At 31.9% G+C, this 23,402-nt stretch carries 23 protein-coding genes; 18 read left to right on the top strand and 5 right to left on the bottom strand.

Translation table 11 applies throughout. The features are described from left to right. Nucleotides 1-131 precede the first annotated feature (131 nt). The gene (gene graF / locus SSP_RS13145; RefSeq protein WP_002483692.1) at nucleotides 132-266 is read right to left on the bottom strand and encodes a glycopeptide resistance-associated protein GraF; all 135 of its coding nucleotides are present in this window, start codon (nucleotides 264-266) and stop codon (nucleotides 132-134) included. Nucleotides 267-566: 300 nt separating this feature from the next. Between graF and auxA the strand changes: the two genes are divergently transcribed. The 5 genes from auxA to ptsP all read left to right on the top strand — a co-directional run bounded on the left by auxA (nucleotide 567) and on the right by ptsP (nucleotide 6,133). Further along, on the top strand, nucleotides 567-1,868 hold the full coding sequence (gene auxA / locus SSP_RS08610) for a lipoteichoic acid stability factor AuxA (RefSeq protein ID WP_011303427.1): 1,302 nt from the start codon (nucleotides 567-569) through the stop codon (nucleotides 1,866-1,868). A gap of 345 nt (nucleotides 1,869-2,213) precedes the next feature. Further along, nucleotides 2,214-3,383 (top strand): class I SAM-dependent rRNA methyltransferase, encoded by a 1,170-nt coding sequence (locus tag SSP_RS08605; RefSeq protein ID WP_011303426.1) that lies wholly within the window; start codon nucleotides 2,214-2,216, stop codon nucleotides 3,381-3,383. Between the two features lie 58 nt (nucleotides 3,384-3,441). Next, complete coding sequence (locus tag SSP_RS08600) at nucleotides 3,442-3,984, top strand: hypothetical protein (protein ID WP_002483689.1); 543 nt, start codon at nucleotides 3,442-3,444, stop codon at nucleotides 3,982-3,984. 164 nt (nucleotides 3,985-4,148) lie between these two features. Next, a complete protein-coding gene (locus tag SSP_RS08595; protein WP_002483688.1) occupies nucleotides 4,149-4,415 on the top strand; it encodes a phosphocarrier protein HPr in 267 nt (88 codons plus the stop codon). A gap of 2 nt (nucleotides 4,416-4,417) precedes the next feature. Then, nucleotides 4,418-6,133 (top strand): phosphoenolpyruvate--protein phosphotransferase, encoded by a 1,716-nt coding sequence (gene ptsP / locus SSP_RS08590; RefSeq protein WP_011303425.1) that lies wholly within the window; start codon nucleotides 4,418-4,420, stop codon nucleotides 6,131-6,133. Between the two features lie 301 nt (nucleotides 6,134-6,434). Here the strand turns inward: ptsP and SSP_RS08585 are convergent, their stop codons facing one another. Then, complete coding sequence (locus SSP_RS08585) at nucleotides 6,435-6,665, bottom strand: glutaredoxin family protein (protein WP_002483686.1); 231 nt, start codon at nucleotides 6,663-6,665, stop codon at nucleotides 6,435-6,437. A gap of 199 nt (nucleotides 6,666-6,864) precedes the next feature. Between SSP_RS08585 and SSP_RS08580 the strand changes: the two genes are divergently transcribed. The 3 genes from SSP_RS08580 to SSP_RS08570 all read left to right on the top strand — a co-directional run bounded on the left by SSP_RS08580 (nucleotide 6,865) and on the right by SSP_RS08570 (nucleotide 9,987). After that, nucleotides 6,865-8,217, top strand: coding sequence for a cytochrome ubiquinol oxidase subunit I (locus SSP_RS08580; RefSeq protein WP_011303424.1), 1,353 nt, complete (start codon nucleotides 6,865-6,867; stop codon nucleotides 8,215-8,217). Continuing rightward, entirely contained in the window at nucleotides 8,217-9,233 is a 1,017-nt protein-coding gene (locus SSP_RS08575; RefSeq protein ID WP_011303423.1) for a cytochrome d ubiquinol oxidase subunit II, read from the top strand. Before SSP_RS08580 ends, SSP_RS08575 begins: the two co-directional genes overlap by 1 nt. A 94-nt stretch (nucleotides 9,234-9,327) precedes the next feature. Further along, nucleotides 9,328-9,987, top strand: coding sequence for a potassium channel family protein (locus SSP_RS08570; protein ID WP_011303422.1), 660 nt, complete (start codon nucleotides 9,328-9,330; stop codon nucleotides 9,985-9,987). Nucleotides 9,988-10,718: 731 nt separating this feature from the next. On the opposite strand, the gene rnjA is transcribed toward SSP_RS08570, so the two are convergent. Continuing rightward, a complete protein-coding gene (gene rnjA, locus SSP_RS08560; RefSeq protein ID WP_011303420.1) occupies nucleotides 10,719-12,581 on the bottom strand; it encodes a ribonuclease J1 in 1,863 nt (620 codons plus the stop codon). Then, entirely contained in the window at nucleotides 12,581-12,796 is a 216-nt protein-coding gene (locus tag SSP_RS08555; RefSeq protein WP_011303419.1) for a DNA-dependent RNA polymerase subunit epsilon, read from the bottom strand. The genes rnjA and SSP_RS08555 overlap by 1 nt, the downstream gene beginning before the upstream one ends. A gap of 501 nt (nucleotides 12,797-13,297) precedes the next feature. Here SSP_RS08555 and SSP_RS08550 point away from each other — a divergent pair. Continuing rightward, a complete protein-coding gene (locus tag SSP_RS08550) occupies nucleotides 13,298-13,570 on the top strand; it encodes a hypothetical protein (RefSeq protein WP_011303418.1) in 273 nt (90 codons plus the stop codon). 214 nt (nucleotides 13,571-13,784) lie between these two features. On the opposite strand, the gene def is transcribed toward SSP_RS08550, so the two are convergent. After that, the gene (gene def / locus SSP_RS08545) at nucleotides 13,785-14,336 is read right to left on the bottom strand and encodes a peptide deformylase (protein ID WP_011303417.1); all 552 of its coding nucleotides are present in this window, start codon (nucleotides 14,334-14,336) and stop codon (nucleotides 13,785-13,787) included. A 124-nt stretch (nucleotides 14,337-14,460) separates the two neighbouring features. On the opposite strand from def, the gene SSP_RS08540 reads away from it, so the two are divergent. The 9 genes from SSP_RS08540 to SSP_RS08500 all read left to right on the top strand — a co-directional run bounded on the left by SSP_RS08540 (nucleotide 14,461) and on the right by SSP_RS08500 (nucleotide 23,398). Further along, nucleotides 14,461-15,087 (top strand): YkyA family protein, encoded by a 627-nt coding sequence (locus SSP_RS08540; protein WP_011303416.1) that lies wholly within the window; start codon nucleotides 14,461-14,463, stop codon nucleotides 15,085-15,087. Between the two features lie 266 nt (nucleotides 15,088-15,353). After that, entirely contained in the window at nucleotides 15,354-16,466 is a 1,113-nt protein-coding gene (pdhA, locus tag SSP_RS08535) for a pyruvate dehydrogenase (acetyl-transferring) E1 component subunit alpha (protein ID WP_002483677.1), read from the top strand. Between the two features lie 3 nt (nucleotides 16,467-16,469). Beyond that, complete coding sequence (locus SSP_RS08530) at nucleotides 16,470-17,447, top strand: alpha-ketoacid dehydrogenase subunit beta (RefSeq protein ID WP_002483676.1); 978 nt, start codon at nucleotides 16,470-16,472, stop codon at nucleotides 17,445-17,447. Nucleotides 17,448-17,591: 144 nt separating this feature from the next. Further along, a complete protein-coding gene (locus SSP_RS08525; RefSeq protein WP_011303415.1) occupies nucleotides 17,592-18,893 on the top strand; it encodes a dihydrolipoamide acetyltransferase family protein in 1,302 nt (433 codons plus the stop codon). Nucleotides 18,894-18,896: 3 nt separating this feature from the next. Then, nucleotides 18,897-20,303 (top strand): dihydrolipoyl dehydrogenase, encoded by a 1,407-nt coding sequence (gene lpdA / locus SSP_RS08520; protein ID WP_002483674.1) that lies wholly within the window; start codon nucleotides 18,897-18,899, stop codon nucleotides 20,301-20,303. A 232-nt stretch (nucleotides 20,304-20,535) separates the two neighbouring features. Beyond that, nucleotides 20,536-20,814, top strand: a complete 279-nt coding sequence (locus SSP_RS08515; RefSeq protein WP_002483673.1) for a UPF0223 family protein — start codon at nucleotides 20,536-20,538, stop codon at nucleotides 20,812-20,814. A gap of 141 nt (nucleotides 20,815-20,955) precedes the next feature. Beyond that, a complete protein-coding gene (locus SSP_RS08510; protein ID WP_011303414.1) occupies nucleotides 20,956-21,495 on the top strand; it encodes a helix-turn-helix domain-containing protein in 540 nt (179 codons plus the stop codon). A gap of 12 nt (nucleotides 21,496-21,507) precedes the next feature. After that, a complete protein-coding gene (locus tag SSP_RS08505) occupies nucleotides 21,508-22,602 on the top strand; it encodes an ABC transporter ATP-binding protein (RefSeq protein ID WP_011303413.1) in 1,095 nt (364 codons plus the stop codon). Next, nucleotides 22,595-23,398 carry an ABC transporter permease gene (locus SSP_RS08500; protein ID WP_011303412.1) on the top strand — a complete coding sequence of 268 codons (804 nt, stop codon included), beginning with the start codon at nucleotides 22,595-22,597 and terminating at the stop codon, nucleotides 23,396-23,398. The genes SSP_RS08505 and SSP_RS08500 overlap by 8 nt, the downstream gene beginning before the upstream one ends. Nucleotides 23,399-23,402 lie beyond the last annotated feature (4 nt).

The following is a 23,402-nucleotide window of genomic DNA, read 5'->3' as shown; positions in this document are numbered from 1 at the left end:
TACATGTAATCATGTTATAAAACCCTTAAAAATAGGAATGGACACAAACCTCATTTCGATAAGATTTGATGTCGCACTCCCATATCGGATTTACATTTATATTGAATTACTATTAATACCAAGTATCTATACTAGTCTAAAGTATCTTGAATATTTTGTTTAGTTTCTTCAGTGTTATCTTTTGCAGATTCTTTTTCTTCTTTTAATTTATCCTCTGCTTTTTTAGCTTTTTCAGCTGCTTCTTTATTTAATTCTTCTTTACTCATAATTAAAGCACTCCTTCATAGTTATGATTATCTATATTTAGTATATACCACAATTGAATAAAATATAAACACTTCAATATAATTACAATAGTTTGATATGAGATTAATGTTAATTAATGGATAATGTAAATAATGCATCGATAATGTACTTAATAAGTTAAATTTATAAAATTGTTTAAACATGAATTGTAAGTGGGAATTTGACTATAAGTCATTTTATATCATACTATGGACTTATTTATTAGATAATTAAAGACAAGAACTAAATGTTCATATATAATAACTTTTGAGGTGAATGGTATGTCTTTTTTGAAGAAACACGCTGAGATATTATATAGTTATGTTATAGGCATCGTTTCGCTTTTCACAGGTCTTATCATTTTAATTAATTTACCATTAATTAATAAATTAAATGGTAAAGGTAAAATTGATTTGCACATTCATAATGTATGGGATTTTATAAATGCATTTTTTAGTGAAATAATTAGAGTAATGAGTAATTACATAGGTAATTTCCCGATAATTAGTGCCATCATTATTGCTTTATTTGGTATTGGTGTCATTATGATTGGCTTTACTTTATATAGAACGACAAGATATGACTATGATATTTCAGTATTCTTTTTAGTTATTGGTATTCTTTTTTTCATCATAACACTGATATTGATGACTCAAGTTTATAGCTTTTTTGCTATTATTTTCGTAATACCATTTGCAATTCATATTGGTTATATCGTTTATAAGGACGAGTTAAATACAGAACATAGAAAATATCATTATTTATGGATTATTTTCAGTTATGGGATAAGTTACTTAATAACGCAAATTGTTTTATACGGAAGAATTGAAAGCGATGAAATCATTCCTATTGATATTTTGAGTGTTAACACATTCTTTATTATCATGTGGTTACTTGGACAAATGTCTATTTGGAACTTCTTATTTTTAAGAAGATCACTTCCTTTAACAAAACAAGAACTTGGGGAAGAAGAACCAGAATTATCAAGAACTAACAAAGGATCAGTAACAAATCAAACGAAAGAAACATGGAAGACACTACAAGATAAAACAACAGAATTTACACGTAAAACGCGCAGAAGTGTTGATATTCAAAAAGCTAGAGATAAAAAAGATAAATTTATTGCTAAATGGAAAGAAATTATCGATATTCAAGAGGATGATATTCCAAATTGGATGAAAAAACCTAAATGGATTAAACCTGCATATGTAGAGTTGTTCTGTGGAGCCATCTTATTATTCTTTACTTTAATTGAATTTAACAATAGGAATTCACTTTTTGTTTCAGGTAATTGGGAAATTTCCCAAACACAATATGTGATAGAATGGATTACGCTATTCTTTTTAATGATTATTATCATTATTTATATATTGACAACATTAACGAATTTCTTAAAAGATAGGTTCTATTATCTGCAAATGTTTATGGTCAGTTTATTATTCTTCAAATTACTGACTGAGTTTATGAACATTATGGTTCACGGATTATTATTATCCATCTTTATCACACCAATTTTAATCATTATGCTATTGGCTATATTTGTAGCATTTGTTATGAAGTTACGTGAACCAACTAAATATTAATTACTTTAATAGAAACAAGGAAGAAGTCTGGGACATGGCATTGTCTCAGGCTTTTTTTATTTGAAAGTAAAGGTAAAACACAACTTCTAAATAGAATTTCTTTCACATTTTATGTGGATTAGTCGCACTTATTCATGAGCATCGGCTGATGTCATTCACTATATTTGATAAGGTGAGGCGACCCAATCTTTATTGAAAAATTAAATTTCTATAAAAATACTTATGAAGTTTCAGATATAATATTTTGGTGAATTGTAGATAATTGATGTTACGATGTTAATGAGATGATAAAATGAATAAGCAAATAATAAATATAAATAAAAGTAGAAAGGCTGACATAAATTTATGAAAATTGCCACGTTAAATAGAGGAAAAGAAACGAAATATTTAAATGAATACCCATTAGTAGATGAAGAAGATATTTATGCACACGATCATTTAAAAGAGGGGGACCTATTTTATTTAATGAACGATAGAGATCAATATATAGCTACTGCTTATGTTGGTAGACAGCATAAAGGCGTTGGCTGGGTATTGAGCTATGACAAAGATGAAGTCATTAACACACAATTTTTTGAAACATTATTTAAAAATGCCAAAGCTGAACGTGAATATTTCTATAATATTGATGGGACGAATGCTTTTCGTGTTTTTAATGGTGAAGGCGATGGTATAGGTGGTTTAACCATAGATAACTATGATGGTCATTTCTTAATCCAATGGTATTCAAAAGGCATTTATAAATTCCGTTATAATGTATTATCAGCGTTAGAAAATGTATTCGAATATACGTCTATATTTGAAAAAATGAGATTTAAAGACGCAGAAATTCAAGGTGGATTTGTTGATGGTGAAGCACCTGAGTTTCCAATTATTATTGAAGAAAATTTCACATTCTATAATGTAGATTTAAATGATGGACCTATGACAGGCATATTTTTAGATCAAAAAGAAGTACGAAAAAAATTAAAAGATCATTATGCTGAAGATAAAGAAATATTAAATGTATTTAGTTATACGGGTGCATTTTCTGTTATAGCTGCCGAAAACGCAACAATGACAACAAGCGTAGATTTAGCAAACCGATCACGTGCACTTACAGAAGAAAATTTTGGCTTGAATGGTATTGATCCTAAGTCACAATATATTTATGTAATGGACACTTTTGATTACTTTAATTATGCGTGTCGTCATGACTTGTTTTACGATACGATTGTTATTGATCCACCAAGTTTTGCTAGAAACAAGAAAAAAACTTTTTCCGTATTAAAAGATTACGATAAATTAATTAAAGGTGCACTTGAAATATTAGGGCCTGACGGTACATTACTGTTATGCACAAATAATAGTACGTTTTCTTTGAAATCATTCAAAAATGTAATCAATCAAACATTAACAGAAGAAGAAGTAGATTATGAAATTGTAGAAGTAATGGGCTTGCCAAAAGATTTCAAAACACATCCACACTATAAACCTTCTAAATATTTAAAGGCTGTTTTTGTAAAAATAAAGTAAAATTATGAAAAAAGGGTATTCTTTTTAATACGAAGTAATTTACTAAGGAGTGAATAAAATGGGTTTTAAAAATAAAATCACAAATAATGTTACACAAAAAGTTGGTAATAAAGTATTAAAAATTGAAGATATCAAACAAAAAAGTAATATACCTACCACAAATATAGAAATTGAAGAACGACGTAAACGTGCACAGGCACTAGTTAGAAAAAAATCTGTTTTATCATCAAGTATCAGTATTGTGCCAATACCCGGTTTAGATTTTGGTGTCGATATTAAATTGATGAGAGATATTATTGAAGATGTTAATAAAATTTATGGATTAGATCATAAACAAGTGAATAACATGGGCGATGATATGAAAGAGCGTGTCTTAGCTGCCGCGGCGATTCAAGGTAGTCAATTTATAGGTAAAAAAATATCGAATGCGATATTAAAAGTTGTCGTTAGAGATGTTGCAAAACGTGTAGCTGCGAAACAAACGAAATGGTTCCCGGTTGTGGGGCAGGCTATTTCAGCATCAATTAGTTATTACTTTATGAAAAAAATTGGAGATGAACATATTCAAAAATGTGAAAAAGTTGTGAAAGAACTTGTTTAAAACTATAGCGTTTTCACAAATTAGCTAAAATTCTCTGAATATTGTCATGTCATGGGTGCAACGAATTGAATTTATAATAATAATTTGGTAATGTTATTATATAAAACTATGCTAGGTTTTATAATAAACCAACGATTCTAACTATACGAAGGAGAAATCATTTTATGGAACAAAAATCATATGTAATTATCGACGAAACAGGTATTCACGCTCGTCCAGCGACAATGCTTGTTCAAACTGCCTCAAAATTTGATTCTGATATTCAATTAGAATATAACGGTAAAAAAGTTAACTTGAAATCAATCATGGGTGTTATGAGTTTAGGTGTAGGTAAAGATGCTGAAATTACAATCTACGCTGACGGTAGCGATGAAAAAGATGCAATTGAAGCAATCACTGACATTTTATCTAAAGAAGGATTAACTAAATAATTATGTCTAATTATATAAATGGTATAGCTGCATCTGACGGTGTAGCTATAGCTAAAGCATACTTATTAGTTGAACCAGATTTATCATTTGATAGCGAAAAAGTGTCAGATGTAGATGCTGAGATTGCAAAGTTCAATAATGCTATTCAAACATCCAAAGTTGAATTAACTAAAATTAGAAATAATGCTGAACAAAATTTAGGTGCTGATAAAGCAGCAATTTTTGATGCGCATTTACTTGTTTTAGATGATCCTGAATTAATTCAACCAATCGAAGAAAAAATTAAGAATGAACAAGTTAACGCACCAACTGCATTATCTGATGTAACTGGACAATTCATTACTATTTTTGAATCAATGGATAATGAATATATGAAAGAACGTGCTGCTGATATCCGCGATGTTTCAAAACGTGTGTTAGCACATATTTTAGGTGTAGAATTACCAAATCCTAGTATGATTGATGAAAGCGTTGTTATAATCGGTAACGATTTAACACCTTCAGATACTGCTCAATTAAATAAAGAATTTGTACAAGGATTTGTAACTAATATAGGTGGTAGAACTTCACATTCAGCAATTATGAGTCGCTCATTAGAAATTGCTGCAGTTGTAGGTACTAAATCTATTACTCAAGAAGTTAAACAAGGTGACATGATTATTGTTGACGGTTTAACAGGTGAAGTCATCATTGATCCTACTGAAGATGAAGTCATTGCTTATCAAAACAAGCGTGAACGTTTCTTTGAAGACAAGCAAGAATTACAAAAATTACGCGATGAAGAGACAACTACAATTGATGGTAGACACGCTGAACTTACTGCCAATATCGGTACACCGAATGATTTAAAAGGTGTAATTGAAAATGGTGCAGAGGGCATTGGATTATACCGTACTGAATTTTTATATATGGGTAGAGACGAAATGCCAACTGAAGATGAGCAGTTCGAAGCTTATAAAAAAGTATTAGAAACGATGGAAGATAAACGCGTTGTTGTACGTACTTTAGATATTGGTGGAGATAAAGAACTACCTTATCTGAATTTACCTGAAGAAATGAATCCTTTCTTAGGTTACCGTGCTATCCGTTTATGCCTAGATCAACCTGATATTTTCAGACCACAGTTGCGTGCATTATTACGTGCATCTGCTTTTGGTAAATTGAATATCATGTTCCCTATGGTAGCTACAATCCAAGAGTTCCGTGATGCTAAAGCATTGTTACTTGAAGAAAAAGATAACTTAACAAATGAAGGCATTGAAGTTTCTGATGATATCGAACTTGGTATTATGGTAGAAATTCCTTCTACTGCTGCGTTGGCAGATGTATTTGCTAAAGAAGTTGATTTCTTCAGTATAGGAACGAATGATTTAATTCAATATACAATGGCTGCTGATAGAATGTCAGAACGTGTTTCTTACTTGTATCAACCATATAATCCTTCAATATTACGTTTAGTAAAACAAGTAATAGAAGCTTCTCATAAAGAAGGTAAATGGACTGGTATGTGTGGAGAAATGGCTGGCGATGAAATTGCAATTCCATTGTTATTAGGCTTAGGATTAGATGAGTTCTCAATGAGTGCTACCTCAGTACTTAAAGCACGTCGTCAAATCAAAGGTTTAAGTCAAAATGAAATGGAAGAATTAGCTCAAAGAGCAATTGATTGTGCTACTTCTGAAGAAGTTCAAGATTTAGTAAATCAATACGCTAAATAAAATGAGTACTTATTAAAAAATAAAGATATGTCTTGGATATAAACATCTGAGATTAACTAAAAACGCCGATTTCTATTGTAATTAAATAGAAATTGGCGTTTTTTATGTTTGGAAAGTGAATTTAAAGGCTGGAGGGTTTGCATAGAGTGTTTAATATTAATAAATTCTATTTAGAAATGGCTAAAGAAACACGAATGATTAATTTTTAATTTTGTAAAAAGTTACAAAATACGTTACTTTATAATTAGTACTTAATTAACTTTACAACATAATTAAATTGTTAACTTTGAGAATGCATCGCTTATTTAATATTTAATGTGCTATTTATTTTATCCATGTCAATTTGGTGCATTGGTTCACCATTTAATAAAATAAAAGGTGTTGCAAATGCATCATAATCAATCATTTCATTTCTATATTGTGTATTACTGATATTTTTTTCACGATATGCGACATCATTGTCAGCTAAGTAGTTTTTGATGAAAGTACAAGGTGGACAATCATTTTGTGTGTATATGATAATCTCGTTCATAATCGGTTTATCCTTTCTTTATTCAATTTACTATAATATAAGAGACTTTAGAATATATTTCAAGTCTTTTAAATTGTATGAAATTAGACATTAATTTGTCACTTTATTTTGAGAGAAATAAATTTAAAAAATATGTACACCGGTTTATAATGGAAAGACGTTGTGATTTTTGTCACAAATAAATAAAAAAGGTGATATTATGGATTCAGTTGAATTAGCACGGTTTTTAACTGCGATGACACTCGCAGTGCATATAATTTTTGCAACAATTGGTGTGGGGATGCCAGTCATGTTCGCTGTTGCCGAATTTATTGGTATTAAGAAAAATAATCCACTATACACAACATTAGCCAAAAGATGGTCCAAAGGTTATACGATAACAGTAGCTGTAGGTGTCGTGACAGGTACAATTATAGGTCTACAGTTGTCATTACTATGGCCAACATTTATGCAAATGGGTGGACATGTTATAGCATTACCATTATTTATGGAAACATTTGCTTTCTTCTTTGAAGCGATATTCTTGAGTATATATCTATATACATGGGATCGTTTTAAAGGAAAATGGACGCACTTTTTAATTAGTATACCAGTTATCCTTGGTGGATCATTCTCGGCGTTCTTTATTACTGCCGTTAACTCATTTATGAATACACCTGCTGGATTTGAAATGAAAAATGGCAAAATGGTTAATGTAGAACCATTAGCAGCAATGTTTAATGATTCGTTTTTAATTAGATCATTCCATGTGGTTGCAACTGCACTTATGACAATGGCGTTTGTATTAGCGGCTATCGCTGCTTTCAAATTACTCAAAAATAAATTTAAAAAAGATACAGAATATCATAAAAAAGCACTAAAACTAACTATGATCTTAGGTGTTGTTTTTACATTAGGATCTATGTTAGCAGGTGACTTATCTGCTAAGTTCTTACATCAAGAGCAACCAGAGAAATTAGCAGCTTATGAATGGCACTTTGATACGGAATCACATGCAGATTTAGTTTTATTTGGTTCCTTAGATGAAAAAACGCAAGAAGTAAATGGCGCAATTAAAATTCCTGGTCTCCTTAGCTTTTTAGCTGATAATAATACTAATACAGAAGTTAAAGGTCTGGATGAATTTCCAAAAGATTTACAACCACCAATGATTGTACATTATTACTTTGATCTCATGGTTTCGATGGGGGTATTTTGTTTAGTCGTTTCCGGTGCATATGTACTTACACTTATATTTAAAAAACTGCGGAAATTTACACATTCAAAACCTATGTTATATGGTGTACTATTGACTGGTCCAGCGGCTATGCTAGCAATCGAGTTTGGTTGGTTCTTAACAGAGCAAGGTCGTCAGCCATGGATTGTTCGTGGTTATCTTAAAGTAGCAGATGCTGCGACACAAGCAGGAGGATTAACCCTAGTTACAATTCTATTCGGCTTGTTATACCTTGTGTTAATGGTTACCTCTGCTTATGTATTAATTCGTATGTTTAAAGAGAAACCAGCTTATAAAGAAGTTGAAGCACTAGCTTCAGAAAGAGGTGATGCATAATGATATTCGCATATATTGGCATTTCCGTACTTTGGATTTTCTTATTCTGTTACATCATTATTGCATCCATAGATTTTGGTGCAGGTTTCTTTACATTACATGCCAAAATTACAAAGCAAGATAAGAAAATAAATCATTTAATAGCACGTTATTTAAACCCAGTTTGGGAAGTGACAAATGTTTTCTTTGTATTCTTCTTTGTTGGTGTGGTAGGTTTTTTCCCTGACACTGCAATGTATTTTGGAACAGTGTTACTATTGCCAGCCTCTATCGCTTTAATATTACTGTCTATTAGAGGTGCATTTTATGCCTTTGAAAATTATGGCCCAGATAGTAAATTAGTTTGGTTAGCAATGTATGGTATCGCTGGTTTATTAATACCAGCATCACTTGCTACGACATTAACGATTTCAGAAGGTGGATATATCACTGGAACAGAAAATAATTTGGATTTAAATTGGACAGAGTTATTATTAAGTCCATACTCTTGGTCAGTCGTATTCTTAGCGATTATCTCAGTTCTGTATATATCTTCAGGTTTCTTAACATATTATGCTTCGAAAGCAAAAGATAAACCAGCGTATAACTTATTAAGATATTGGTTCTTAATTTGGGGCCCACCAATGATAGCAATTTCATTATTTGTATTTTTATCATTGCGTTTACAAAATGAAGCACACTTCATCAATGCAGTATCTAATTATTGGTGGATATTCTTGTTAAGCTTTATTTGTTTTATTGGTGCAATGGTCTTAACATTAATGAAAAAAGGACATGGTTACGCATTTATATTAGTCATTTTACAAATGGGATTTGCATTTTTCGGATATGGTGCAAGTAAATTACCATATTTACTTTATCCGTTCATTCGTATAAATGAACACGTAGTAAATAGTAGTATGGCAATTGCGTTAATCATTGCTTTTATTTTAGGTTTACTTTTACTGATTCCATCGTTAATATTAATATTAAGATTATTTGTTTTCGACAAAAAATATGTGGAAGGCAAAAAATAGAAGATTTTCAAATGTGGTTATGATTGTTCTAAATAATACTTATGTGGTGTTGTTTAGAATGGTCATGCCACGATTTTTAAATTGGAGGACACACATGGATAAAGAGTATGTTGTAATTGGTTTAGGCCGATTTGGCGGTAGTATTGTAAGAGAATTAAATGCGCTTGATATGGATGTAATGGCAATTGATATGAATGAAGCACGTGTGAATGAATATAGTGATATTGCAACACATGCTGTAGTTGCTGACACTACAGACGAGGCAGTTATGAAGAGTCTGGGCATGAGAAATTTTGATCATGTGATCGTTGCAATTGGTGAAAATATTCAATCGAGTACCTTAACAACATTAATCTTAAAAGAATTAGGTGTGAAAAAAGTTACAGCAAAAGCTCAAAATGATTATCACGCTAAAATTTTAAATAAAATTGGTGCTGACACGGTAGTACACCCAGAAAGAGACATGGGGAGAAGAATCGCACATAATGTAGCAAGTGCCAGTGTTCTTGATTATTTAGAACTTGCAGATGAGCATTCTATAGTAGAAATTAAAGCTAGTGAAAAAATGGCTGGTCAAACTATAATTCAATTAGATATTCGTGCGCAATATGGAATAAGTATCATAGCGATTAAAAGAGGTAGAGACATTTTAGTATCTCCAGATCCTAATATTAGTATTGAAATAGGAGATATTTTAATCATGATTGGACACGATAATGATTTAAATCGTTTTGAGAAAAAAGTAGTAAGATAACTTATTTAAAAATGAGGCAGCAATATTAATATTTTTGATTAAAAATAAACGTCAATTTCTATTGAGATAGTATAGAAATTGACGTTTTTTGCATTTATGAAAGGTGGTAAATTAGCGAGATACTATCTTATTTTGTTAATCACAATTTGTTGTTAAAGTTATTGTTACTATTGTACTTTTTTACATTAGTAATTAAAACATATAACCCAATGATTAACATCAGTATTGGAAGAACTATTATTAAATATATAGAAAATGCACCAAATAAATTAGTAATCATCGCTAGTATTAGAATGATGAGCATAATTAAGATGACTAAATTCAGACTCAAAGTTTTCGACATGATAATCCTCCTATATACATAAAGTGATTCATTTACTCAATTTTATATAATTATGATTATTAAAGGTAGTAGAGAAGAAATAACAACTGATAAATTACTGTTTTTAATTACATATGGTATGACAATAGATGTTAAAATTGCCCAAGTAATTAATATGATAAATATATAACTTATCTGTGTAAATCAAATACTTCTCTTTAAATTAATGTCACATCACAGTTAATATAACATAGCATAAATGCTGTTCATATATTTTAAGTTGTATTAATGCTTGTTTTTTACAGATGTGTTGAATAATAAAATGAGTAAATATAAAGCGGCCTAATCCTTAATGAGGATTAGGCCGCTTACTGTGAGAATGAAGATTTAAGTCCATTCCTGTACTTTTTTAAGATTCTGAATTTTGGTTTTGATTCGATTGTTTTGGTTTTTCAACGGATTGATTGGCTTTATTTGAGCCATTTTTATTACTTGATTTTTCTACATTTTGTTGATTTTTTGATGGTGATTTTGTGTTGTTTTTCTTCGGTTTCGTATTTTTGTTACTTGGTTTTTTAGTGGATGTTTGATTATTATCTTCATTCACTTTCATGATAACTGGTAATATCATTGGTTTACGTGCAGTTTTTTCGAATAAATAGGGTTGTAATGTTTCGATAATTGAAGATTTGATTTGGTGCCATTGAATATCTTGATTCTGATTCAACTTACCAATTACATCCGTTTTGATTCTACGTTGTGCATCATAAATCAATTGACCAGATTCACGCATATATACGAAACCTCGTGAAATAATATCTGGTCCTGAAAGAAGTTTATTCGTTTTAAAGTCAATACTTACTACTACTATGACTAAACCTTCTTCAGATAAAAGCTTTCTATCACGAATAACGACGTTACCAATATCACCAATACCACTACCATCAACTAAAACATTGCCAGAAGGAATTCTGCCGGCTTTTCTAGCTGAATCATGTGTTAATGCTAAAACATCACCAATATCAAAGATAAAGACATTGTCAGGATCAACACCACATTCGATACCTGATTGACCGTGTGCTTTTAGCATACGATACTCACCATGAATTGGTAAGAAAAATTTAGGACGTAGTAGGCGAAGCATTAATTGTTGATCGCCTTTAGAACCATGACCAGAAGTATGAATGTTAGATACTTTATTATGAATAACCTCGGCACCTGCACGGTAAAGGGAATTAATCGTACGATTAATGCTCTTTGTATTTCCTGGAATAGGTGAAGAGCTAAACACGACAGTGTCTTCTGGAATAATTTTGATTTGTTTATGTGTACCATTGGCAATTCTTGATAAAGCTGCCATTGGCTCACCTTGTGAACCAGTACATAAAATTAATAATTCATGTTTTGGAACAGTGTTTATTTTGTTAGGTTCCACAAATGTTTCTGGTGGTGCTTTGATGTAACCTAATTCCATACCAATTTTAATATTGTTTTCCATTGAACGACCGAATGTAACGATTTTACGATTATGTTTAATTGCAGCTTCAACAGCTTGTTGAACTCTGTAAATGTTTGAAGCAAATGTCGCGAAAATAATACGTCCACTGCAATTGCGGAAGATTTTTTCAACATTTTGTCCAACTTCACGTTCACTTAAAGTGAAATCTGGAACGAGTGAATTTGTTGAATCTGAAAGTAAACAAAGTACGCCTTCTTCACCAAGCTTTGCCATTTTTGCAATGTTTGCTGGTTCTCCAACTGGTGTGAAGTCAAATTTGAAATCTCCAGTATGCACAATATTACCTTCTGGTGTATTTACGATAACACCATAGGCTTCTGGAATACTGTGTGTTGTTAGATAGAAAGATACTTCAAAATGCTTCGATTTAATAACGCTACTTTCATCAATTTCAATTAATTCTGTAGTTCTTAATAAATGATGTTCTTCTAATTTGTTTCTAATCAAACCTAAAGCTAATGGACCGCCATATATAGGTACATTAATTTGCTTTAATAGGTAGGGCACACCACCTATATGGTCTTCATGTCCGTGAGTAATAAACAGACCTACAATTTTATCTTGGTTTTGTTCTAGGTATGTGATATCAGGAATAACATAATCGATACCTAATAAATTATCGTCAGGGAATTTAATACCTGCATCAATAATAACGATTTCATCCTGATACTCAACAGCGTAGGTATTTTTACCGATTTCACCTAAACCACCAAGTGCGTATACCGCAACTTCATTTTTGTGGATTTGTTTCATTATTCAGCTTGCTCCACGTTGAAGTGATCAGATTGTTTTTCATATTCTAAATGTGCGCCCTCTAATTTAGCAATAAATTCAATATTAAAATTACGATCCTTCAAATATCTTCTAACTTGTTCTTCAGTTTGTGCTTCAACATAAATAGTTTGTGTGTGTTCACGTACGATTACTTCTTCTTTATTATGTTGATAAAATACTTTAAATACTGCCATTTTATATATTTCCTCCTAAAAATCATGTGTTGATTTTATAATTATTTTTATTGTAATACCCTAGCACTTTGTATATATGAAAAAGATGAGACTACTTTTATAAAACGAGCTCTGTTTTTCATAAATAGTGTTATTACTACCATCTATAATTAGAACGTACTAGTATTGTCTGGTAAGTTTTTAGGGTGATCTTCAGTTCGTTCGAATAGAAAAACACAAATACTTTAATTTGTATGTTTTCAGTTATTTCTCATTTTACATGATGTAGTGGAATAAATAAAGCAGTTTTATCACAAGAGAAAACTATTTAATAGTACAAGTTACTTCTTATTTAAATTACATATTAAAAATTACTGAAATTAAATACAGAAAATTTTGAAAAAACAACATAAAAACTTGAGTAGTATATAAAAATTAATTAAGATAAAGAAGTATCTTAAAGGGAAAGTTAAGTACAATATATTAAGTATGATACATAAGTAAATATTTGAGGTGGACCATTTGAACAATGTAAAGAGAATAGTAGAAGATGTAAAAAAGGAAAAAGTGCGTACGGATAAAATATTTAAGGATATCACTTTTGAAGTACGTGCTGAGCAAGTTATCATGTTTTTTAATTATAATGAAATTATTGATACAGTGAATGAGGATCAAAATTATGTTAAACATAACCACGATCCAGAGTTTATTGATATTCAGCAATTAACTGAATTAAAGGCTGAGTTTAAAGAGCTAGATATTCCATTTCATGAGCGAAGAGATGATTTCATGTAATTCATAGATATAACAATGAAAGAATATGATATTGTTAATAATTTATTTGTAAAATGTTTGATAACCAAGTTAAATACGATGTTAAGTATACATTGCCAAAGTTAAAAAGTTTAAAAATAAAAAGAGCTAATCCGACTGCGGATTAGCTCTTTTAGTTTGAGCATGGTTATTTATGAACCAAACTCTTGTTTATAATATGTTTTAATCAAATAGATTAAACTTCTACAGCATCATTATGTGGCTGAAGTGGATTATTTGGATCTATATGATCATAGAACATGATGCCGTTGATATGGTCAATTTCATGTTGAACCACAACAGCAGGGTAACCTTTCAAGCGCAATTTAACTTCTTTTCCATCGATATCTGTAGCTTTAACAGTAATTCTATTTTTACGATGAACTAATCCTGGAATGTTTTCATCTACGCTTAGGCAACCTTCACCTGTAGGAAGATACGCTTCTTGAATACTGTGGCTCATGATTTTTGGATTAACTAACATCAAATCATATGACTTGCCATTTCCGTCATCAGGGAGATAAACGGCAATCATTTTTTTTGAAATATTAATTTGTGGCGCGGCAAGACCCACGCCTGAGCGCAAACCATATTTAGTAGCAATTTCATCATCTTGACTATTAATTAAAAATTCACGCATAGCCAATAACGTATTACGATCTTCTTCAGAAAGCGGTAAAGTAACATCTTTTGCTTTTTCACGAAGAGTAGGATGTCCATCACGGATAATATCTTTCATAGTTAACATTTGTTCATACACCTTCCTTAATATAAAATATACCAAAGTTTCATAGATAAAATACAGTAGTTAGATTTGATTTATTATAAAATATTATATAACATTACAAGCACATAAAGGAGGATTTTTCAAAATGAAATTAAAATATGGCATCAGTGCAGTCATTGCTTCTACAGTATTAGTTGCAGGTTGTACAACAGATAAAGGTGAAATCAAAGATTACAACGAACAAGTTCAAAAAGCTTTTGATGAAGAAAAGCCTGTATCATCTGTAGGGAAGAAATTAAATAGTTTAGAACAAGACAAACAAAAATTAGTGAAAAAAATCAACGGTAAAGACCAACAAGAAGTACAAGAAACTTCTAAAAAAGTTGTAGATAATGTAGAACAAAGAGAAAAAGAATTCGGAAAAGAAGAAAAAGCCATAAATAATTCTGAAGAAAAATTCAAAAAAGCGGAAAAACATTTAGATAATATTAGCGACAAAGCGAAGAAAAAAGAAGTTAAACAACTAAATGATGCACTTAAAGAAAAATATAAGGCACATGATGAATATGCAAAAGCCTATAAGAATATCATGAATAAAGAAAAAGATATGTTTGAATATACTGCTGACGATCAAGTAGAACAATCTCAAATTGATAAAAAATCTGAGGCAGTATCAAAATCATATAAAGATATGAATAAAGCCTTCAAAAAGTATTCAGATACAATGAATAAAGTGAATAAAGAAAAAGAAGATGTAGATAGCCTAGCTTAATTCAAAAAAGCGAGTCATTTGAAATTATAATATGGAAGATATAGTATAAGTATTGGTTGCGCTTACATTCAAATGGAAATGCTCAACGATAGACATACAAGGACTGGTAATACAGTTGTAATAATTTCATTAGTACAGTTGCGAAACTGTACCTGTTTTAATTACTACAGAACTTTTTCAAATTGTTTAACTGCATAAAAGTTTTGTGGTACAATGTTTAAGAATAAAATGAATTTCTATTATACGGGAAAGGTTTGGTGAATTGAATGGCTCCGAAATTAAAAGCCCAATTCGATGCAGAGAAAGTATTGAATGATACTCAATCTCAATTTGAAATGATTCAAATTTTGGATGAAGATGGTAACGTCGTTAACGAAGATTTATTACCAGATTTGTCAGACGAGCAGTTAGTTGAATTAATGGAGAGAATGGTTTGGACACGTATCCTTGATCAACGTTCTATTTCATTAAATAGACAAGGTAGATTAGGTTTCTACGCTCCAACAGCAGGACAAGAAGCTTCACAATTAGCTTCTCAATACGCTTTAGAACAAGAAGATTTTATTTTACCAGGTTACCGTGATGTACCACAATTAATCTGGCAAGGATTACCTTTAACTGAAGCTTTCTTATTCTCAAGAGGTCACTTTAAAGGTAACAGAATGCCTGAAGGCGTTAATGCGTTAAGCCCACAAATTATTATTGGTGCACAGTATGTACAAACTGCTGGTGTAGCATTAGGTATTAAAAAACGTGGTAAGCAAGCTGTAGCAATTACTTATACTGGTGATGGTGGTTCTTCACAAGGTGATTTCTACGAAGGTATTAACTTTGCTTCTGCTTATAAAGCACCTGCAATTTTTGTAATCCAAAATAACAACTATGCTATCTCTACACCTCGTAGTAAACAAACAGCGGCAACTACTTTAGCTCAAAAAGCAATTGCTTGTGGTATCCCAGGTTTACAAGTTGATGGTATGGATGCATTAGCTGTATACCAAGCGACAAAAGAAGCGCGTGACCGTGCTGTTAATGGTGATGGTCCAACATTAATTGAAACAATTACTTACCGTTATGGTCCTCATACTATGGCTGGTGACGATCCAACTAAATACAGAACTTCAGATGAAGATTCTGAATGGGAGAAAAAGGATCCATTAGTTCGTTATAGAAAATTCCTTGAAGCTAAAGGTCTATGGACTGAAGAAAAAGAAAACGAAGTAATCGAACGTGCGAAAACTGATATTAAAGCTGCTATCAAAGAAGCAGATAATACAGAAAAACAAACTGTTATTGACTTGATGGAAAATATGTACGAAGAAATGCCTCAAAATTTAGCAGAGCAATATGAAATTTATAAAGAGAAGGAGTCGAAGTAACCGATGGCACAAATGACAATGGTACAAGCGATTAACAACGCGCTTAAAACCGAATTACAAAACGATGAAAATGTTTTACTTTTCGGTGAAGACGTCGGTGTTAACGGTGGTGTTTTCCGTGTAACTGAAGGTTTACAAAAAGAATTCGGTGAAGATCGTGTATTCGATACACCTTTAGCGGAATCTGGTATTGGTGGTTTAGCTTTAGGTTTAACTACTCAAGGATACCGTCCAGTTATGGAAATACAATTCTTAGGATTCGTATTTGAAGTATTCGACTCTGTAGCAGGACAATTAGCGCGTACGCGTTTCCGTTCTGGTAACTCTAAACAAGCACCAGTAACAATTCGTGCTCCATTTGGTGGCGGTGTACATACACCTGAATTACACGCTGATAACTTAGAAGGTATCTTAGCGCAATCACCTGGTCTAAGTGTTGTAATTCCTTCTAATCCTTACGATGCTAAAGGTTTATTAATTTCTGCAATCAGAAGTAACGACCCAGTTGTTTACTTAGAGCATATGAAATTATATCGTTCATTCCGTGACGAAGTACCTGAAGAAGAGTATACAATCGAAATTGGTAAAGCGAACGTTAAACAAGAAGGTAATGATATTACACTAATTGCTTATGGTGCGATGGTACAAGAATCATTAAAAGCAGCAGAAGAATTAGAAAAAGAAGGTTATTCAGTAGAAGTCATTGACTTACGTACTGTACAACCAATCGACATTGAAACACTTGTTGCTTCAGTTGAAAAAACTGGACGTGCTGTAGTAGTTCAAGAAGCGCAACGTCAAGCTGGTGTTGGTGCAGCAGTTGCTTCTGAATTAGCAGAACGTGCAATTCTTTCATTAGATGCTCCAATCGCTCGTGTTGCAGCAGCAGACACGGTTTATCCGTTTACGCAAGCTGAAAATGTTTGGTTACCAAACAAAAACGATATTGTTGAAAAAGCAAAAGCAACATTAGAATTTTAATAATCACTGATAAGAAGTAGCGTATACGATAAGTCGATATACCTACTTCATTCAGGTTTATATATAAGCATGAGATTTGAGTTGTTTAGCGCATTCTCAATTTCTAATTTTTGACTTAATATGAAATTTTAGGAGGATAATAACGTGGCATTTGAATTTAAATTACCCGACATTGGTGAAGGTATCCACGAAGGTGAAATTGTAAAGTGGTTTGTTAAAGCTGGAGATACAATTGAAGAAGATGATGTATTAGCTGAAGTTCAAAACGACAAATCAGTTGTTGAAATTCCATCACCTGTTTCAGGTACTATCGAAGAAGTATTAGTAGATGAAGGTACTGTAGCAGTTGTTGGTGATACAATTGTTAAAATTGATGCACCTGATGCAGAAGACATGCAATTTAAAGGTAGCGAAAGTGACGAGGCTTCAAGCGAGTCAACAGAAGCTCCTGTTGAAGAAAGCACTAAAGAAGAAGCATCAGCACCTGCTCAATCTTCAAATGATGAAGAAGTAGATGAAAGTAAACGTGTTAAAGCAATGCCGTCAGTTCGTAAATACGCACGTGAAAATGGTGTTAACATTAAAGCTGTTTCAGGTTCAGGTAAAAACGGACGTACGACTAAAGAAGACGTTGATGCTTACTTAAATGGTGGACAAGCAACAGCTTCAAATGAAAGTGCAGTAGCAACTAGCGAAGAAACTACAAGTTCTGCACAATCAGCAGCAGTTTCTACAGAAGGGGAATACCCAGAAACTACTGAAAAAATACCTGCAATGCGTAAAGCAATTGCTAAAGCAATGGTTAACTCAAAACATACTGCACCTCACGTAACATTGATGGATGAAATTGATGTGCAAGAATTATGGGATCACCGTAAAAAATTCAAAGAAGTTGCAGCTGAACAAGGTACTAAATTAACTTTCTTACCTTACGTTGTCAAAGCACTTGTGTCTGCACTTAAAAAATACCCAGCACTTAATACTTCATTTAATGAAGAAGCTGGTGAAATCGTGCATAAACATTACTGGAATATCGGTATTGCAGCTGACACTGACAGAGGTTTACTCGTACCAGTAGTTAAAAATGCTGATCGCAAATCTATGTTTGCAATTTCAGACGAAATTAATGAACTTGCTGTCAAAGCACGTGATGGTAAATTATCAGCTGATGAAATGAAAGGTGCTACTTGTACAATTAGTAACATCGGTTCAGCAGGTGGACAATGGTTCACACCAGTTATCAATCACCCAGAAGTTGCTATCTTAGGTATTGGTCGTATTGCGCAAAAACCTATCGTAAAAGATGGAGAAATTGTTGCGGCACCAGTATTATCATTATCACTAAGCTTTGACCATAGACAAATTGATGGTGCAACTGGTCAAAACGCTATGAATCATATTAAACGTTTATTAAATAATCCAGAATTATTATTAATGGAGGGGTAAAACATGGTAGTTGGAGATTTCCCAATTGAAACAGATACTATTGTAATCGGAGCAGGACCTGGGGGCTATGTTGCAGCAATACGTGCAGCACAGTTAGGTCAAAAAGTAACAATCGTAGAAAAAGGCGAACTTGGTGGCGTATGTCTTAATGTAGGATGTATTCCTTCAAAAGCGTTATTACACGCTTCGCATCGTTATGATGAAACTAAAAACTCTGAAAATTTAGGTGTTATTGCTGAAAGTGTTTCACTTAAATTTGATAAAGTTCAAGAATTCAAACAATCAGTTGTTAAAAAATTAACTGGTGGTGTTGAAGGACTATTAAAAGGTAATAAAGTTGAAATCGTAAAAGGCGAAGCTTACTTTGTTGATAATAATAGCCTACGTGTTATGGACGAGAAAAGTGCTCAAACTTACAACTTCAAACACGCGATTATTGCAACTGGTTCTAGACCAATTGAAATCCCTAACTTCAAGTTTGGTGACCGTGTAATTGATTCAACTGGCGCTTTAAATTTACAAGATGTACCTGGTAAATTAGTTGTCGTTGGTGGCGGTTATATTGGTTCTGAATTAGGTACTGCATTTGCTAACTTTGGTTCTGAAGTAACTATTTTAGAAGGTGCTAAAGATATCTTAGGCGGTTTCGAAAAACAAATGACGCAACCTGTTAAAAAAGGTATGAAAGAAAAAGGCGTTGAAATTGTTACTGAAGCAATGGCGAAATCAGCTGAAGAAACAGACAATGGTGTTAAAGTGACTTATGAAGTAAAAGGTGAAGAACAAACAATCGACGCTGATTACGTATTAGTTACTGTTGGACGTCGTCCAAACACTGACGAATTAGGCTTAGAAGAATTAGGTCTTAAATTCGCAGATCGCGGTTTATTAGAAGTAGATAAACAAAGCCGTACATCAGTTGAAAACATCTTTGCAATTGGCGATATCGTACCAGGTTTACCACTTGCACATAAAGCAAGTTATGAAGCTAAAGTAGCTGCAGAAGTTATTGCTGGAGAAGCATCAGAAGTAGACTACATTGGTATGCCTGCTGTATGTTTCACTGAACCAGAATTAGCGACAGTTGGTTATACAGAAGCTCAAGCTAAAGAAGAAGGTTTAGCAGTTACTGCTTCTAAATTCCCTTATGCAGCTAATGGTCGTGCGTTATCATTAGATGATACAACTGGATTTGTTAAATTGTTAACACTTAAAGAAGATAATACATTAGTAGGTGCTCAAGTAGTAGGTACTGGGGCTTCTGATATTATTTCTGAATTAGGTTTAGCAATTGAATCAGGTATGAATGCTGAAGATTTAGCATTAACTATTCATGCTCACCCAACATTAGGTGAAATGTCTATGGAAGCTGCTGAAAAAGCATTAGGATTACCTATCCACACTATGTAATTATAAGTAATTTCATATAAATTTAATTGGGACTGGGACATCGATGAATGTCTCAGTCTCATTTGCTTTTATAGATATAGATAGCAATATCGAGTAGTTAATAAAATAATAGAATAGTATGATTACAGGTTTATTAAGTAAAATCTTTTACTGTTCCATTTTATTTATACATAAAGCATAGCAAACATAAATTGAGGTTTATCATAATTTGAATGAAAGGGTGTTAAAATCTATGGAGTACCAATATCCCATTGATTTAGATTGGTCAAATGATGAAATGATGCAAGTTGTTTCTTTCTTTAATGCAGTAGAATCCTATTATGAATCAAGTGTAGAAGGAGAAAAATTGTTAGATCGCTACAAACAATTTAAAAAAATCGTTCCAGGTAAAGCCGAGGAAAAACAAATTTTTAAAGAATTTGAAAATAGTAGTGGCTATAGCAGTTATCATGCAGTGAAAGCAGTTCAATCATCACCAGATCAAAAATTATTTTCAGCAAAAAGTAAATAAGTATTGTCTTCATCGTTATATTTTGATATTTTTATTAAGCATTAAACAAAATGTTTGATAAATATAAACAGCATATAACGATTTTTTAATTTTACATAATAGCATTAGATTCAATTTTGAAAATTACGAAAAGGTGACAATATGGAAATTGGAAAGAAAATTAAAAATTTAAGAAATATAAAAAAGTTAACGCAAGAAGAATTGGCAGAAAGAACAGATCTTTCAAAAGGTTATATTTCACAAATTGAAAGTCAATATGCATCACCAAGTATGGAAACATTTTTGAATATATTAGAAGTACTTGGCACAAGTCCGAGTGATTTTTTCAAAGAACCTAAATCTGAAAAAGTATTATATAAAAAAGCAACACAAATCACATACGATGAATATGATAAAGGTTATATTTTGAACTGGCCAGTCAGCCAATCAAACGAATTTGATATGGAACCATTGATATTAACTTTAAGAGCGAATGCATCATATAAAAATTTTGGACCATCTGAATCTGATACCTTCATATATTGCTTAAAAGGTGAAGTAGTACTCATGTTGGGTAATCAAAATTATTATGCAACAACTGGTGACGCGCTTTATTTTAAAGCGAACCAAATACATAGACTAGAAAATCAAACAGCGGATGAAGTACAAGTAATGATTGTTGTTACAGCTTCATATCTATAGGAGGACACGCGTATGGAACCATTATTATCATTTAAATCTGTAAGTAAGCAGTATGATGATATGCAGATATTAGACAAAATAGATATAGATATTGAATCAGGATATTTTTATACATTACTAGGGCCATCAGGTTGTGGTAAGACAACGATATTAAAATTAATTGCAGGTTTTGAAGAAGCTGATAATGGTGACATTATTTATCAAGGTAAATCAATTAATCATTTATCAGCGAATAAAAGAAAAGTTAATACTGTGTTCCAAGATTATGCGTTATTCCCTCACTTAAATGTCTATGACAATATCGCTTTTGGGCTAAAATTAAAAAAATTAGCTAAATCAGAAATCAAACGAAAAGTACATGAAGCATTGAAGTTAGTGAAACTGGAAGGTTATGAATCAAGAACGATAGAGGGCATTAGTGGTGGACAAAAACAACGTATTGCAATAGCAAGAGCAATTGTCAATGAGCCTGAAATTTTATTGTTAGATGAATCTCTATCTGCTTTGGATTTAAAATTAAGAACTGAAATGCAGTATGAACTTAGAGAAATACAATCTCGATTAGGCATTACATTTATTTTTGTTACACATGATCAAGAAGAAGCATTAGCGCTTAGTGATTATATATTTGTGATGAAAGATGGTAAAATCCAACAATTTGGTACGCCAATTGATATTTATGATGAACCAGTCAATCGTTTTGTTGCTGATTTTATCGGTGAATCAAATATCGTAGAAGGTAAGATGGTTAAAGATTACTTAGTGAATATCTATGGGCAAGATTTTGAATGTGTAGATATGGGTATACCTGAGCAAAAGAAAGTTGAAATTGTGATTCGTCCTGAAGATATTTCATTGATAGATGCAAAAAGTGGACTGTTTGAAGTTACTGTAGATTCTATGTTATTTCGAGGCGTGCATTATGAAATAAATTGTATTGATAGAAAAGGCTATGAATGGATGATTCATTCAACTAAAAAAGCAGAAGTAGGTAGTAAAGTAGGTTTATACTTCGATCCTGAAGCAATTCATATTATGGTTCCTGGTGAGACAGAAGAAGAATTTGATAAACGAATTGAAAGTTACGAGGAACAAGACAATGCGTAAACTGAATCGATTTCTCTTTATCCCATATGTATTATGGATGATATTATTTATTATTGTACCTGTGTTATTACTTGTTTATTTTTCACTATTTGATATTCAGGGTCATTTCAGTTTTGAAAATTATAAACAAATGTTTTCGTGGAAATACTTTAGCATGATTTGGGATTCAGTTATTTTTGCAGCTGTCATTACTATCATTACATTGTTCATTAGTTATCCAGCTGCTTATTTTATACGAAATTCAAAATATCAAAATTTATGGTTAATGATACTCATTATTCCAACTTGGATTAATTTACTTCTAAAGACCTATGCATTTATAGGGTTATTGAGTCATGATGGTGTTATCAATCAAATGTTAAATTTATTACATTTACCTAAAATGGATTTATTATTTACTGTACCTGCATTTATACTTGTTGCCAGTTATATTTATATACCATTTATGATTTTACCCATTTTCAATAGTATGAAAGACATCCCTAATAACATTTTACAAGCCTCTAGTGATTTAGGTGCTAGTCCGTTTACGACTTTCCGAAAAATCATCTTACCACTTACAAAACAAGGTGTGTTAACAGGGGTTCAAGTGACATTTATTCCAGCATTATCGTTATTTATGATAACAAGGTTAATTGCTGGAAATAAAGTGATTAACATAGGAACTGCGATAGAGGAACAATTTCTAGTGATTCAAAACTACGGCATGGGTTCCACTATAGCATTATGTTTGATTCTCTTTATGGCGTTAGTGTTAATCATTACGAATACTAAATCTACAAATGGAAAAGGGTGAGTCA

The sequence above is a fragment of the Staphylococcus saprophyticus subsp. saprophyticus ATCC 15305 = NCTC 7292 genome (assembly GCF_000010125.1).
Classification (GTDB): domain Bacteria; phylum Bacillota; class Bacilli; order Staphylococcales; family Staphylococcaceae; genus Staphylococcus; species Staphylococcus saprophyticus.
The sequence above is the reverse complement of the archived record's forward strand: the minus strand, read 5'-3'. Positions and strand labels throughout refer to the sequence as shown.